Source organism: Lichenicoccus roseus (assembly GCF_005844085.1).
In the GTDB taxonomy this organism is placed as follows: Bacteria; Pseudomonadota; Alphaproteobacteria; order Acetobacterales; family Acetobacteraceae; genus Lichenicoccus; species Lichenicoccus roseus.
Genome location: NZ_VCDI01000005.1, coordinates 65,195 through 78,663 on the forward strand (window position 1 = coordinate 65,195; position 13,469 = coordinate 78,663).

General features: G+C 67.6%; 14 protein-coding genes. 1 reads left to right on the top strand and 13 read right to left on the bottom strand.

From position 1 onward, the window contains the following. Positions 1–28: 28 nt before the first annotated feature. Genes FE263_RS14495 through FE263_RS14515 form a run of 5 tightly spaced genes read right to left on the bottom strand, consistent with a single transcriptional unit; the run spans position 29 to position 4,890 of the window. Complete coding sequence (locus FE263_RS14495; protein ID WP_138326749.1) at positions 29–616, bottom strand: LutC/YkgG family protein; 588 nt, start codon at positions 614–616, stop codon at positions 29–31. Further along, a complete protein-coding gene (locus FE263_RS14500; RefSeq protein ID WP_138326750.1) occupies positions 613–2,097 on the bottom strand; it encodes a lactate utilization protein B in 1,485 nt (494 codons plus the stop codon). Before FE263_RS14500 ends, FE263_RS14495 begins: the two co-directional genes overlap by 4 nt. After that, the gene (locus tag FE263_RS14505) at positions 2,094–2,825 is read right to left on the bottom strand and encodes a (Fe-S)-binding protein (protein ID WP_138326988.1); all 732 of its coding nucleotides are present in this window, start codon (positions 2,823–2,825) and stop codon (positions 2,094–2,096) included. Before FE263_RS14505 ends, FE263_RS14500 begins: the two co-directional genes overlap by 4 nt. A gap of 17 nt (positions 2,826–2,842) precedes the next feature. Then, positions 2,843–4,153: an MFS transporter gene (gene tcuC, locus FE263_RS14510; protein WP_138326751.1), complete on the bottom strand. Its 1,311-nt coding sequence runs from the start codon at positions 4,151–4,153 to the stop codon at positions 2,843–2,845. Continuing rightward, entirely contained in the window at positions 4,150–4,890 is a 741-nt protein-coding gene (locus FE263_RS14515; RefSeq protein ID WP_171034120.1) for a substrate-binding domain-containing protein, read from the bottom strand. The genes tcuC and FE263_RS14515 overlap by 4 nt, the downstream gene beginning before the upstream one ends. A gap of 158 nt (positions 4,891–5,048) precedes the next feature. Here FE263_RS14515 and FE263_RS14520 point away from each other — a divergent pair, with 158 nt between their 5' ends. After that, the gene (locus FE263_RS14520) at positions 5,049–5,738 is read left to right on the top strand and encodes a tetratricopeptide repeat protein (protein WP_138326753.1); all 690 of its coding nucleotides are present in this window, start codon (positions 5,049–5,051) and stop codon (positions 5,736–5,738) included. Here the strand turns inward: FE263_RS14520 and FE263_RS14525 are convergent. The 8 genes from FE263_RS14525 to FE263_RS14560 form a co-directional block, all read right to left on the bottom strand. Next, complete coding sequence (locus FE263_RS14525; protein ID WP_138326754.1) at positions 5,673–6,437, bottom strand: hypothetical protein; 765 nt, start codon at positions 6,435–6,437, stop codon at positions 5,673–5,675. The two genes, FE263_RS14520 and FE263_RS14525, sit on opposite strands and share 66 nt — an antisense overlap. A gap of 24 nt (positions 6,438–6,461) precedes the next feature. Further along, on the bottom strand, positions 6,462–8,225 hold the full coding sequence (locus FE263_RS14530; RefSeq protein ID WP_138326755.1) for an ABC transporter substrate-binding protein: 1,764 nt from the start codon (positions 8,223–8,225) through the stop codon (positions 6,462–6,464). A 68-nt stretch (positions 8,226–8,293) separates the two neighbouring features. Continuing rightward, a complete protein-coding gene (locus FE263_RS14535) occupies positions 8,294–8,569 on the bottom strand; it encodes a DUF2160 domain-containing protein (protein ID WP_138326756.1) in 276 nt (91 codons plus the stop codon). Positions 8,570–8,581: 12 nt separating this feature from the next. Then, positions 8,582–9,385 (bottom strand): carbohydrate ABC transporter permease, encoded by an 804-nt coding sequence (locus FE263_RS14540; protein WP_138326757.1) that lies wholly within the window; start codon positions 9,383–9,385, stop codon positions 8,582–8,584. Continuing rightward, positions 9,385–10,275 (bottom strand): carbohydrate ABC transporter permease, encoded by an 891-nt coding sequence (locus tag FE263_RS14545; RefSeq protein ID WP_138326758.1) that lies wholly within the window; start codon positions 10,273–10,275, stop codon positions 9,385–9,387. The genes FE263_RS14540 and FE263_RS14545 overlap by 1 nt, the downstream gene beginning before the upstream one ends. Next, positions 10,272–11,408 (bottom strand): ABC transporter ATP-binding protein, encoded by a 1,137-nt coding sequence (locus FE263_RS14550; RefSeq protein ID WP_138326759.1) that lies wholly within the window; start codon positions 11,406–11,408, stop codon positions 10,272–10,274. The genes FE263_RS14545 and FE263_RS14550 overlap by 4 nt, the downstream gene beginning before the upstream one ends. A gap of 8 nt (positions 11,409–11,416) precedes the next feature. Continuing rightward, positions 11,417–12,550 carry an ABC transporter ATP-binding protein gene (locus FE263_RS14555; RefSeq protein WP_138326760.1) on the bottom strand — a complete coding sequence of 378 codons (1,134 nt, stop codon included), beginning with the start codon at positions 12,548–12,550 and terminating at the stop codon, positions 11,417–11,419. A gap of 264 nt (positions 12,551–12,814) precedes the next feature. Then, on the bottom strand, positions 12,815–13,456 hold the full coding sequence (locus FE263_RS14560; RefSeq protein WP_138326761.1) for a TIGR02466 family protein: 642 nt from the start codon (positions 13,454–13,456) through the stop codon (positions 12,815–12,817). Positions 13,457–13,469: the final 13 nt, after the last annotated feature.

The following is a 13,469-nucleotide window of genomic DNA, read 5'->3' on the forward strand; positions in this document are numbered from 1 at the left end:
GCCGCCTCCGGGCGAGGGCGAGGCAACCTCAGGGGATCGCCAGCAGCACCGTCAGCGCCCGCACGCCCTGGGCGCCATGGATCAGCACTCCCTCTATGTCGGCCGTGGCCGACGGACCGGTCTGCAGGACGAGATAGTGACCATCGTGGAATTCGGGCCGGCTGTAGGCGAGGTGCAGGTTCTCGACGATGGTCGCGGGGTCGACCAGGACGAGCAGGCGCTGGGCCAGGTAGCCGAGCGCGTTGACCCCGAGGTCGGCAGCCCGCAGCGCCACCGAGCCGGTCTCGGCGACCGCGAAGCTTGCCTGCAGGACGGCGAGATCGACATCGTGCAGGCTGGCCGGCTCCGCCCGATCGAACGCCCGGTTGCCGGGAAGCTGCGGCACCATCGAGCAGGTGATCCCGGCCTCGGCGATCATCCGGCGGGCGGGGGCAAGCCGGTCCGGCTCCGGTCCGGGCTCGATCAGCTTGCCGCCCATCTGCGCCAGCCGGCGGCGGAACTCGGCCTGCAGGCCATCGGGCGGCAGCGTAGCGAAGGATTGCAGCTCAGGCAGCACCGTGGTCGCCGCCGGACGATTGCGACGGATCGCGGCGAGCATCTCGTCTCGCGCGCTCACGGCTTGCGGCGCCGGGCCTTGAACCAGGCATGGAAGCTCTGGCCCGGCGCCTGCGGTATCTCCCGCCCCTTCCCCCAGGCATTGGCCGGGTTGTACAGCGCGAACCGCGGCATGTGCGGCAGCACCGCATTGGCGCCGTCGACCGCGGCGCGATAGGCCGAGGGGCGCGACAGGAGGGCGGACGCGCCCTTCATCGAGATCTGCTTGGTCATCGACGGCTCGTGATGCTCGGCCATCACGCGGCGCCAGGACAGGATCTGCTCGTGGATGTTGATCTTCACCGGGCAGACCGCGGTGCAGCTTCCGTTCAGCGTCGAGGCATACGGCAGCAGGCTGTATTTGCGACGGTTGAAGCTGGGATCGATGATGAGCCCGATCGGGCCGGCATAGGTCGCGCCATAGGAGAGGCCGCCGGAACGACGATAGACCGGGCAGGTGTTCATGCAGGCGCCGCAGCGTATGCATTTCAGCGAGGTCCAGAACTCCTCGGCGCCGAGCCGTTCGCTGCGGCCGTTGTCGACCAGGATCACATGCATCTCGCCACCGGCGCGCGGGCCGCGGAAGTGCGAGGTATATTGCGTGATCGGCGAGCCGAGCGCCGAGCGCGACAGCAGGCGGATGAACACGCCGAGATCGCCGGTCCGCGGTACGATCTTCTCGATGCCGGCCGATACGATATGCACCGCCGGCACGCTGGCGCACAGGTCGGCGTTGCCCTCGTTGGTGCACACCACCACCGCGCCGCTATCGGCAACCAGGAAGTTGGCGCCGGTCATGCCGACACGCGCGTCCAGGATCAGGGGCCGGTTCGACATCCGCTGGCTCTCGGCGAGATAGGCCGGATCGTCACGTCCGGGATCGGTGCCGATGGTGCGCGCGAACACCGCGGCGACATCGGAGCGCAGCTTGTGCACCGCCGGCACCACCACATGACTTGGGTCCTCGTTGTCGAGCTGCTGGATGCGCTCGCCGAGATCGGTCTCGATCACCGAAACCCCGGCCTCCTGCAGATGGTCGCGCAGTCCGCACTCCTCGGTGAGCATGGACTTGCTCTTGACCAGTTCGGTCGCGCCATGCGTGCGCAGGATGTCGGTGACGATGCGGTTATGCTCTGCCGCGTCGCGCGCCCAGTGCACGACAACGCCGTTCGCCGTCGCGTTGCGCTCGAACTCCTCGAGCAGGTCGTCGAGACGGGTGAGCGCGTATTCCTTGATGTCCGACGCGAGCTGGCGCAGCTGCTCCCATTCGGGAATGCCGTGGCTCTCGCGGTCGCGCTTCTCGCGCAGGTCCCAGAGCCGCTTGTCGTGGAAGCTGAGATGGTCGGGTGCAGCCAGGAAGCGCTCCGCCGCCTCGGCATGATCGACCGGGCGCCGGCCACGTATCACCGCACCGCGCGGCTGCGGCTCGCGCGCCGGATCCGCACCATCGGGTGCGATGGGATGCGAGCGGCCCTCCGCGTGATCCACCCTGACCCGCTTCATGCGTCGACAGCTTTCGTGTTCAGGATCTGGGCGATGTGGACATATCGCATGTCGATGCCATGCCGTGCGGCGCTGCCGCCCTGGTGCATCAGGCAGGACATGTCGGCCGAGACGACATACTCCGCGCCGGACGCTGCCTGCCGCGTCGCCTTGTCCTGTCCCATGCGTGCCGATACCGCCGCTTCCGATACCGAGAAGGTGCCGCCGAAGCCGCAGCATTCATCGGCACGCTCGGTCTCGACGATTTCCAGTCCCCCGACACGCGCGAGCAGCGCACGCGGCTTGGAGAAGAACGGCACGTTGAGTTCCGGCGCCGGTTCGTGATCGAGGCTGCGCAGGGCGGTGCAGCTGTTGTGCAGCGTGACGCGGTGCGGGAAGAAGGCCGGCGGCAGCGCATCGACACCGATGACGTCGTGCAGGAACTCGACCAGCTCGAAGGTCCTGGCACGGATCGCGTCCGGCAGCGCCGACTTGTGGCGCACATGATGCACGCAGCTCGCCGAGGGGCAGACGATGGCATCGTATTCGTCGAAGTTGCGCACGAACAACGCCTCGACCGCGCGGCACTCTGCGACAAAGCCGGCATTGCCCATCGGCTGGCCGCAGCAGGTCTGGTCGGCCGGATAGTCCACCGCGTGTCCAAGACGCTCGAGCAGTTCCAGCGTGGCGATGCCGACGTCCCGGTAGAACAGGTCGATGAAGCAGGGAATGAACAGGCCTATCCGCATCGCGATCAACGTGTCTCCTATCCATCAGGATAGGCCTGCGATCCGCCCCTGTCGATCGCACGGCCGAAGCCGGGACGCGCCAGCAGCGCCGCCACCAGGCCGCACAGGGCAGCTCCGGTCAGCCACACGCCCGGCATCGCGTGGTCGCCGGTCCGCTCGATCAGCCAGGTGCAGACCGCGGGGGTGAAGCCGCCGATGCAGGTCGCCAGGCTGTAGGCCATGGAGAACCCCGAGTTGCGCACGTCCTGCGGCACGAACTCGGTCAGGAACACCACCATGGCACCGTTGTAGGAGCCGTACAGGAACGACAGCCACAGCTCGACCATGAGCAGGTGGGCAAAGGAGGCATGGCCGACCAGCCAGTGCATCGCGGGATAGGCGGTGACGAGCGCGAGCAGCGTGGCGGCGATGAGCACCGGCCGCCGGCCGATGCGGTCGGTGAGCGCTCCGGCGAGCGGCAGCCAGACCAGGTTGGACAGCCCGACGCACAGCGTCACCACCAGGCTCGCCCGGGTCGACAGGTGCAGCACCGTGCGGCCGAACGATGGGGTGTAGGCGGTGATCAGGTAGAACGAGCTTGTCGTCATCACCACCAGCAGCACGCCGACCAGCACGATGCGCCAGGACTGCAGCAGGCGGCGCATGATCGCGGACATGGCCGAGGGCGCATGGCGAGGGGCGTGCGCCGGCTCGTCGCGGGCGAGCGAGCGGCGGAGGATGAACAGGAACGGCACGATGGCGCAGCCGACCAGCAGCGGGATGCGCCAGCCCCAGGCATCCATCCGCGCCGGGCTGAGCCAGGCCTCGAGCGCCACCCCGAGCGAGGCGGCGACGATGACGGCGACCTGCTGCGAGACCGACTGCAGCGACACGTAGAGGCCGCGGCGTCCCGGGGGTGCGAGGTCAGCGAGGAAGACCGAGGTCGAGCCCAGCTCGACGCCCGCCGAGAAGCCCTGCAGCAGGCGCCCGGCAAGCACCAGCACCGGCGCCGCGAGGCCGATCGTCGCGTATCCGGGCATGCAGGCCAGGGTCAGGGTGCCGATCGCCATCAGCCCGAGTGTCAGCACCAGGCCACGCCGCACGCCGATGCGGTCGACATAGGCGCCGAGCACCAGCGCACCGAGCGGCCGCATCAGGAAGCCGGCGCCGAAGGTGGTCAGCGCCAGCAGCAGCGAGCCGATCGGATTGCTGGTCGGGAAGAAGGTCCGGCCGATGGCGGCAGCGTAGTAGCCGAACACCATGAAGTCGTACATCTCGAGAAAATTGCCGCAGGCGACCCGGACGGCGAGGCCGAGGCGGGAGCGTGTGACCGGAGCGGCGATGGTCATGGCCGCCCGAGACCCGAGGCGACGATCGCCTCCTGGGCGGCGGCGGACGACAGGAAGGCGACAAACCGGGCCGACGCCGTACGATCCCGGGTAGCGGTTGCGACACCGGCTGCCAGCGCGTCCGGCATCTGCAGCGACGGAGGCAACGGCACGATGCGCAGCCCACGCACGTCGCCGATTTCGCTGATCTGCTGGAAGCCGATGGTGGCCCGTCCCTCCGAGACGACACCGGCGATCGGCCGACCCTTGATCTCGTGCATGTGACCGGCGACCGCATCCTGCACGCCGAGGCGCCGGAACAGTGTGTGCGAGACGAAGGCGCCGCTGCCACCATCGGGATAGACGATCGACTGCGCCAAGAGCAGCGCCGCGCGGAGCCCGGCCGGGCTGGCGAGATCGCCGACCGACGCATCCTCCCGCACCAGCGAGGCTACCCGCGCCCGGGCGATGTCCGCGGTGCTGCCGCGCACCGCCAGACCCTTCGCCACCAGCCGGTCGAGGTCCGGCCGCAGGATCACCAGCACGTCCGCCGCCATGCCGTGCGCCAGGCGGGCGGGGATCGAGTTCGGACCGCCGCCGCCGGACAGTCCGGCTGCGAGGTCGATGCGGTCGCCGGTCCGGTGCTCGTAGATGGGTGCGATCCGCAGCAGCGCCGCGCGCACGCTGTTGGCGACGATGACGTGAAGATCAGCCGCCCTGGCCTGGCCGGCGGCGCCTGTCAGGATCAGGGCCACCATCGGCAAGCACCTCAATTCAATCCAACGCATCGCGCCCCGATCCCCGGCATCCAGTCCCGCCAAGGCTAGACCGGGATCCGCTCGCTTGCATCCCGCCGACCGGCCTGCCTACGGTCCCGGCATGCGACCCGCAGCACCCAATTGCCCCGAAGGCGTGCGTGCCTGAGCCAACGGCCGGACGACCCGCTTCCAGCACCGTGACGGAAGCGCTTCGGCAGGCATGGGCCGGCATCGCCGCCGGCGACGATGCCGCGGGGACGCTGTTCCGCGACGCCTGCCGGTTGTTGCGCGCCGGCGATCCGGCAGCGGCCGGCCTGCTGCCACAGCTCGAGGCGTTCCCATCCCATGTGCCGGGCTGGCTGGTGCTGGGCGCGCTGCTGCGGGATCGCGGGCAGCCGGTGGCAGCCCTGGTCGCCTGCGGCCGTGTGCTCGAGGTCACGCCGGGCCATCGCGACGCCCTGTATATCGCAGCGCAGTGCGAGCGCATGCTGGGCCGCGACGATGCGGCACTCGCCAGGCTGGAACTGGCGGTCGGCATCGACGGCCAGTTTGCGGAAGGCTGGTACAGCCTCGCCGTGCTGCGGCAGGACCGCCGGCAGCCTGGTCCCGCCGCCGAGGCCTACCGGCGGGCGTTGCAGGCTACCCCCGGCCACCATGAGGCGGCGCTCAATCTCGGTGTCGCGCTGCAGGAACTCGGAGACCTCGAAGCCGCCCTGGATGCCTATGCCGTCGCCTATCGCCTGCGCCCCGAAAGCTTCGGACGGATCGCGCAGTCGCTGGTCTCAGGCCGGGTCGGCGCGCTGTGGCTCGATCCCGCCCGGCTGCGCCAGCGCCTCGGCGGCGCCTGACCGCGCCGCACGGTAGGCCCGGCGATAGTGCCCGGGCGCTTCGAGCAGGGCACGCGCGGCTGCGTCATAACGAGCCGCCTCGCCATCGCCCAGCGTCTCGACCTGGAGCGTCAGTGACTCCCGGCGGACCGGGATGCACTGCGCCACCGGAGTGCCGCGCGGCAGCACCCCGTCGAAGCCGGGATCGGTCCAGACAGCCGGAAACAGGATACCGACATCGTGGTAGCGGTCGCAGTCGACCATGCCGGTCAACAGCCGGAACGGCAGGTCGTCGCGGTTGACCGGATGCGTAGCCAGCAGCGACCAGCCCGGCTCGACTTCGATGGTCCAGAAGCTGTTGAACTTCACCGCCACCTGCCCGGGACGGTGCAGCGGCGTGCCCTCGAGCTGGGCGGGTGTATGGAAGCTGATCGGCGAGCGCGGGTGCAGCGCGGCGGCCAGCAGCGGGATGTCCCAGTCCCACGACAGCCGGCCCGCCTCGATGCGCACGTCGCACGGCAACGGGATGATGAAGCCGTGCGACATGGCATCGATGAAGGGCGGGCACTGCTTGACTGTGCGCACCGCCTCGCCGCCATGCAGCTCCGATGTTGCACGCGGCGCCATGTCGCGCAGCCAGCCGGGCAGCGCCTCCCGCGCCGGCACCGGGGCAGGCAGCGTGTCGCGCAACGCAGGATCGCAGCGGAACACGACACGCACTGCCCGGGGCCGCCGGTTGCCGGTTCAGGTCTTGCCGGGCGCCCAGCTCTTGATCAGCTCGTCATAGTCCACGGTCTCGCCCGGGGGCTTCTCGTTGGCGAGCTTGCGTTGCGGCGCCAGGTTGCCGTCCTGCTCGGACTTCTTGTACCAGTAGTCGGGCGTACGGATCGGATTCATCAACGGCCCCAGGTCGCCCTGCACGCCCGAACGCTGGATGCGCGCCATGATCGCGTCCTGGTCACGCGCCAGCCCGTCCATCGCCTGCTGCGGCGTCACCGAACCGGCAATCGCGTTCGACACGTTCTGCCACCAGACCTGCGCCATCTTGCCGTAGTCGGGCACGTTGACGCCGGTTGGCGTCCAGTTCTTGCGCGCCGGGCTGCGATAGAACTCGACCAGGCCGCCGAGCTTCGGCGCGAGGTCGGTCAGCGCCTGGCTCATCACGTCGCTCTCGCGGATGATGTGCTGGGTGAACACCGCCTTCTTGAGGGTGACGGTCTTCGACGTGCAGAACTGCGCATACAGCCAGCCGGCCTTGGCACGCTCCGGTTGCGCGTATTTCAGCATCGTCCAGCAGCCGCAATCCTGGTAGCCGAGCTTCTGGCCTTCCTTCCAGTACGCGCCGTGCGGGCTGGGGGCCATGCGCCATTTCGGCGTGCCGTCCGGGTTCATCACCTGGGACCCCGGCTTGGTCATGGATTCCGAGAAGGTGGTGTACCAGAAGATCTGCTGGGCGATGTGGCCCTGCCCCGGCACCGGCCCCGCTTCCAGGAAGTCCATGCCGGCCGCTTCCGGCGGCGCATACTTCTTTAGCCAGTCGACGAACTTTGTAAGCGCGTAGACAGCGGCCGGCCCGTTGGCGTCGCCGCCGCGGCTGATCGAGGAGCCGCGCGGGCGGCCATCCTCCATGCGAATGCCCCACTCGTCCACCGGACGCCCGTTCGGCAGTCCGCGATCGCCGGCGCCGGCCATCGACAGCCAGGCATCGGTGAAGCGCCAGCCCAGCGACGGATCCTTCTTGCCGTAGTCCATGTGGCCATAGACACGGACGCCGTCGATGGTCTTGACGTCGTTGGTGAAGAACGCCGCGATGTCCTCGTAAGCCGACCAGTTTTTCGGCACGCCGAGTTCGTAGCCGTATTTCTGCTTGAACTGCGCCTTGAGTTCCGGCCGCTTGAACCAGTCGTACCGGAACCAGTACAGGTTGGCGAACTGCTGGTCGGGCAGCTGGTACAGCTTGCCATCGGTGAAGGTCCCGAACGACAGGCCGATGAAATCCTGCAGGTCGAGCGTCGGGCTGGTGACGTCCTTGCCGTCGCCGGCCATGAAATCGGTCAGCGAGCCGCCGATGATGTCCTTGTAGCGCGGATGGGTGCCGATGAAGTCGGAATCGTTCATCCAGAAATCGTAGATCGGCCGGCCGGACTGCATCTCGACCTCGATCTTGTCGACGAGCAGGCCCTCGTCCATCAGGTCGTGGTTGACGGTGATGCCGGTGATCTCGCCGAACGCCTTGGTCAGCGTCTTGGATTCGTATTCGTGGATGTTGAGGATCTCGGAGACGCAACTGACCTTCATGCCGGCGAACGGCTTGGCTGCGCTGATGAACCACTCCATCTCGGCCATCTGCTGGTCCTTGGACAGCGTGGAGGGCTGGAACTCGCTATCCACCCACTTCTTCGCTGCGTCCACCTTCTGCGCATGCGAGGTCCGGCTGTTGATCAGGACACCGGTGCCGACGGCAACCGCGCCGGCGCCCTTGATCACGTCGCGTCTGTTGATGGCCATGTCGCTTCTCCCTGTTGCCGGACACCGGCCGCGTCATGCGCGCCGTTCGCCGGAAGTGTAGTCGTTAGCTATGCAAAACGGAACATTGCCGTCACGTAGAGGATGGATATCACCAGCGGCGCCCACATCGTATTGCCGCCGGTGAAACGGATCCACAGGATGTAGATGAAGGCGGTGCCGATCAGCGAGACGAACAGCCGGTCCCCGCGTGTGGTCGGGAAGCGGAGGATGCCGCGCCGCGGAGTCTCCGGCCGGGTGATCGCCAGCACCGTCATGAGTGCCAGCAGCAGCGCGATGACCAGGAAAAAGACCGCCGTGTGCCAGTTCCAGGCCATCCAGCCCATGCGCCCGGCTCCCTAGACGCGACCAAGGGCAAAGCCCTTGGCGATGTGGTTGCGCACGAACCAGATGACGATGGCACCGGGGATCATGGTCAGCACCCCCGCCGCCGCCAGCAGGCCCCAATCCATGCCGGCCGCAGAATACACCCGGGTCATCACCGAGACGATCGGTTTCGCGTTCACCGTGGTGAGCGTGGTGGCCAGCAATTGCTCGACCCAGGAGAACATGAAGCAGAAGAAGGCGGCGACGCCGATGCCGTTGGCGATCAGCGGCAGGAAGATGCGCACGAAGAAGCGCGGGAACGAGTAGCCGTCGAGCGCCGCGGTCTCGTCGATCTCGCGCGGAACTCCGGAGATGAAGCCCTCCAGGATCCAGACCGCCAAGGGCACGTTGAACAGGCAATGCGCCAGCGCCACCGCCCAGACGGTGTCGAATAGTCCGATCGAATAATACAGGTTGAAGAACGGCATCGCATACACTGCCGGCGGCGCCATCAGGTTGGACAGCAGCCAGAAGAACAGGTGCTTGTCGCCGATGAAGCGGTAGCGGCTGAAGGCATACGCCGCCGGCAGCGCGATGGTGACCGAGATCACGGTGTTGATCGCGACATACTCGAGCGAATGGACGAAGCCTAGATACCATGCGGGGTCATGGAAGATGTGGCTGTAGTTGCCAAAGGTCACGTGGTGCGGCCAGAACGACAGGCCGGACATGATCTCGCCGTTCTCCTTGAACGACATGTTCAGCAGCCAGTAGATCGGCAGGAACAGCGCCAGCAGATAGAGCGTGATGCCGATGGTGCGACCGCGCGACGGCATCACAGATCCTTCCGCTGGTCGAGCTGCGTCATCACGGTGAAGAACACCCAGCAGATCGACAGCGTGATCAGGTTGTAGACCAGCGACAGCGCCGCCGCGTTGCCCAGATCGACCTGCCCGAGCGCGATCTTGACCAGGTCGAGCGACAGGAAGCTGGTCGCCTCGCCGGGTCCGCCACCGGTCACCGTGGCCGGCTCGGTATAGATCATGAAGCTTTCCATGAAGCGCAGCAGCACCGCGATCACCAGCACCTTCTGCAGCTTCGGCAACTCGATGTTGCGGAACACCGACCAGCGTCCGGCGCCATCGATGCGGGCCGCCTGGTAGAAGGCATCCGGGATCGACTTCAGCCCGGCATAGGCGAGCAGCGCCACCATGCCGGTCCAGTGCCAGACATCCATCACCACGATGGTGGCCCAGGCGGAGGTCGGGTCCTGGGTGTCGTTGTAGTGTATTCCCATGCGGGTCAGTGCAGCGCCGAGCAGGCCGATATCCGCACGCGCGAAGATCTGCCAGATGGTGCCCACCACGTTCCACGGGATCAGCAGCGGCAGCGCGATCATCACCAGGGTGGCGCCGACCTTCCAGCCATGGCGCGGAATGCAGATCGCCACCGCGATGCCAAGCGGCACCTCGATGAACAGCACGACCAGGGAGAAGATCAGGTTGCGCAGCAGGGCGTTGCCGAACCGGCCGCCGATGTCGGTGCTGGGATCGAGCAGGTTCTGGAACCAGGCGATGCCGTTCCAGAAGAAGTTGTTCTGCCCCATCGTGTCCTGGAACGAGTAGTTCACCACCGTCATCATCGGCAGCAGCGACGAGAACAGCACGAACACCAGCACCGGCAGCACGAACAGCCAGGCCCGGTTGTTGATCGGTCTGTCGTTCATGCCGGCTGTCCTTCCAAGGGCTGGCCTTCCACGGACTGGCCCTCGATGCGATGGTCGTCCACGTAGACGTGCAGATGACCGGGTGCCACCTGCAGCAGCGCCGTATCGCCGGACAGCTCGACCTCCGGCGGCAGCGTCGCCACCAGCTCGTAGGCACCGAGCGCCACGCGGGCGAGCCGCCTGCGGCCGAGATCCTCGATACGCCGCAATGTGACGGGGATGCCGGTGCCGGCCGAGCGGTCGAGCACGGTGGCATAATCCGGCCGGAAGCCGAGTTGCACGGCGGCCGAGTTCGGTGTCTGCGGATAGGATGCGCTCAGGTCGAACCGCACGTCGCCGACATGGGCGGTGCGCCCGGCGATCGTCGCGGGCAGGAAATTCATCCCGGGCGAGCCGATAAAATAGCCGACGAAACTGTGCGCCGGCCGCTCGAACAGGTCCGCCGGGGTGCCGATCTGCAGCACGCGGCCGTCATTCATCACCACCACCTGGTCGGCGAAGGTCATCGCCTCGACCTGGTCGTGGGTGACGTAGATCATCAGCATGTCGAGCGCCTGGTGCACGGCCTTGAGCTTGGACCGCAGCTCCCATTTCAAGGCAGGATCGATCACCGTCAGCGGCTCGTCGAACAGCACCGCCGAGACGTCCGCCCGCACCAACCCCCGCCCGAGCGAGATCTTCTGCTTGGCGTCCGCGGTCAGTCCACGCGCCCGCCGGTTCAGCACCGGCCTGAGGTCGAGCAGCCCGGCGATCTCGTCGACCCGGCGCGCGATCGCCTGCTTTTCCACACCACGGTTGCGCAGCGGGAACGCCAGGTTCTCGGCCACCGTCATGGTGTCGTAGATCACCGGGAACTGGAACACCTGCGCGATGTTGCGCCGCTCCGTCGGCAGCCGGGTGACGTCCTGCTCATCGAACAGCAGCCTCCCGTCGGACGGGATCACCAGGCCGGAAATGATGTTGAGCAACGTCGTCTTGCCGCAGCCGGACGGGCCCAGCAGCGCGTAGGCGCGGCCGTTCTGCCAGACATGGTTGATCGGCTTGAGGGCGTAGCGACGCATGTCCTGCAGGTCGGCGCCATGCGGGCTGCCGTCATAGGCATGCGCGATGCCGTCGAGGGTGATCGTCGCCATGCGCGTCCTCAGCCAGTCGTCGCATAGGCGGCCGAGCGCTGCGGTGCAGCGACCGCCACCCGTGCGCCAGCCTGATCGAATACATACACGCCGCGCGGATCGACGCGCACCGAAACCTTGGAGCCGGGTGTCCAGTCATGCACGCCGAGCACCAGGCAGACCCAGGTGGCGAACCCCACGTCGACATGCACGAAGCTTTCCGAACCGCTGATCTCGGTGACCGCCACGGTGCCGTTGAAGCGGCCGCTCGTTCCACCCGAGGCATCGCTCGCGGCAGCATCGTCCGGGGCATCGACCTCGGCGCTCTCGACCCTGAAGCCGAGCCGCCACTCGCCGTCCGGCAGGTCGGGGGCCAGCCAGGCCGCCGAGACGTCGCGCCCATCGGGAAGCTTCGCGCGCGCGCCATGCTTGCGCACCGTCAGTTCGTTCAACGGGGGATCGGAGAACACCCGCGCGGAGTCGATGTTCCCGGGCTGCCGGTAGACGGTCGCGGTATCGCCGAACTGGGTCAGGCCGCCCTGCCACAACGTTGCGGTGCGGCCGCCGAGCAGGAGCGCCTCCGACGGTTCGGTGGTGGCATAGACCAGGATCGAGCCGGACTCGGCGAACAGCCGCGGCAACTCGACACGCAGCTCCTCGCGCAGCTTGTAGTCGAGGTTGGCCAGCGGCTCGTCGAGCAGCACCAGCTCGGCACGCTTGACCAGGGCGCGTGCGATGGCGGTGCGCTGCTGCTGGCCACCGGACAGCTGTGCCGGCAGCCTGGTCAGGAACGGCTCGAGCCGCAGCACGCGCGCGGCCTCGGCGACGCGGGTCTCGATCTCGGCCTTCGCGACACCGGCGACCCGCAACGGCGAGGCGATGTTCTCGTAGACGGTGAGCGACGGGTAGTTCACGAACTGCTGGTAGACCATGGCAACCGAACGGCGGCGCACCGGCACCTTCGCGACATCCTTGCCATGCACCGACACATGCCCGCTGCTCGGCTTGTCCAGGCCGGCCATCAGACGCATCAGGCTCGTTTTGCCGGACAAGGTCGGCCCCAGCAGGATGTTCATGGTGCCGCGATCGAAGCGCAGGCTGACCGCGTCGATGATGGTGTCGGCGCCGGACTTCAGGCCGACATTCTCGAGGACGAGGCTCATGCTCCCGATGCCTGTCGCCAAATCCGGGTGCCGCCGGGCCGCATGGGGCGTCGACCGCGCCGCGCCGCGTTCGTCGATACCCTCCAGCCGTTGACGGCTGGGTCGGTGAGCGGGCTGCGACGATGGGCCGGCGCTTGATGCAAGGACATTCCCCGAGCGCGCATCAGGTGCGCTTTTTCGAAAAAAAACATTTCCACGAAAGAACAGAACATGCAACCGATCAGGCGCGACATCTGGCCGTGGCCGTGACCGCAGTGGATCTGCTCAGGACTCCGGCACGACGCCGAAGTTGAAAGCGAGCGATATGCGCAGGGCGCGACCCCGATACGGCCGCACCTGGTGGAACAGCCAGGACGGGAACAGGAACAGCAGGCCCGGCTTCGGGCGGATGGTTTCCCCGCTGCCGACTGACCGCCCATCCTCGCCCGCGAACTTGTAGCGTGGCGCGTACATCCCCGGCCCCGGACCACGCGGATCCAGCATCTCGAACTCGCCGCCGAGCGATGGATCCGCTGCGCAGCCGCCATCCTCGACATAATACGTGCCCGACCAGTACGCGCCGGGGTGATAGTGGCAGATGTTGCCGTCGCCCGGGCCGTTCACGTTCGCCCAGGCCTGCGTGATCCAGGCCGGGTGCGCCGGCTCGCCGTTTCGTTCCGCCGTCAGCTGGGTGGCGATGTCACGGGCGGCCTTCAGCACCTCCGCGACACGTGGGCCGCCCCAGTCCGCGATGGCCCGGTCCGAGTGCCAGCCGCCGGCATTGGACGCCTGGATCGAGGGGGTCTGCTCGCGCCGGCGCAGGATGATTTCGGCAAGCTCCCGGTTGCGCGCGGCGGCATCCGGCAATTCCACCGCGGCGACCAGTGTCGGAAACAGTCCTTTGACTGCGATATCGAGGCGCGCCATGGCGTCGGGGTCC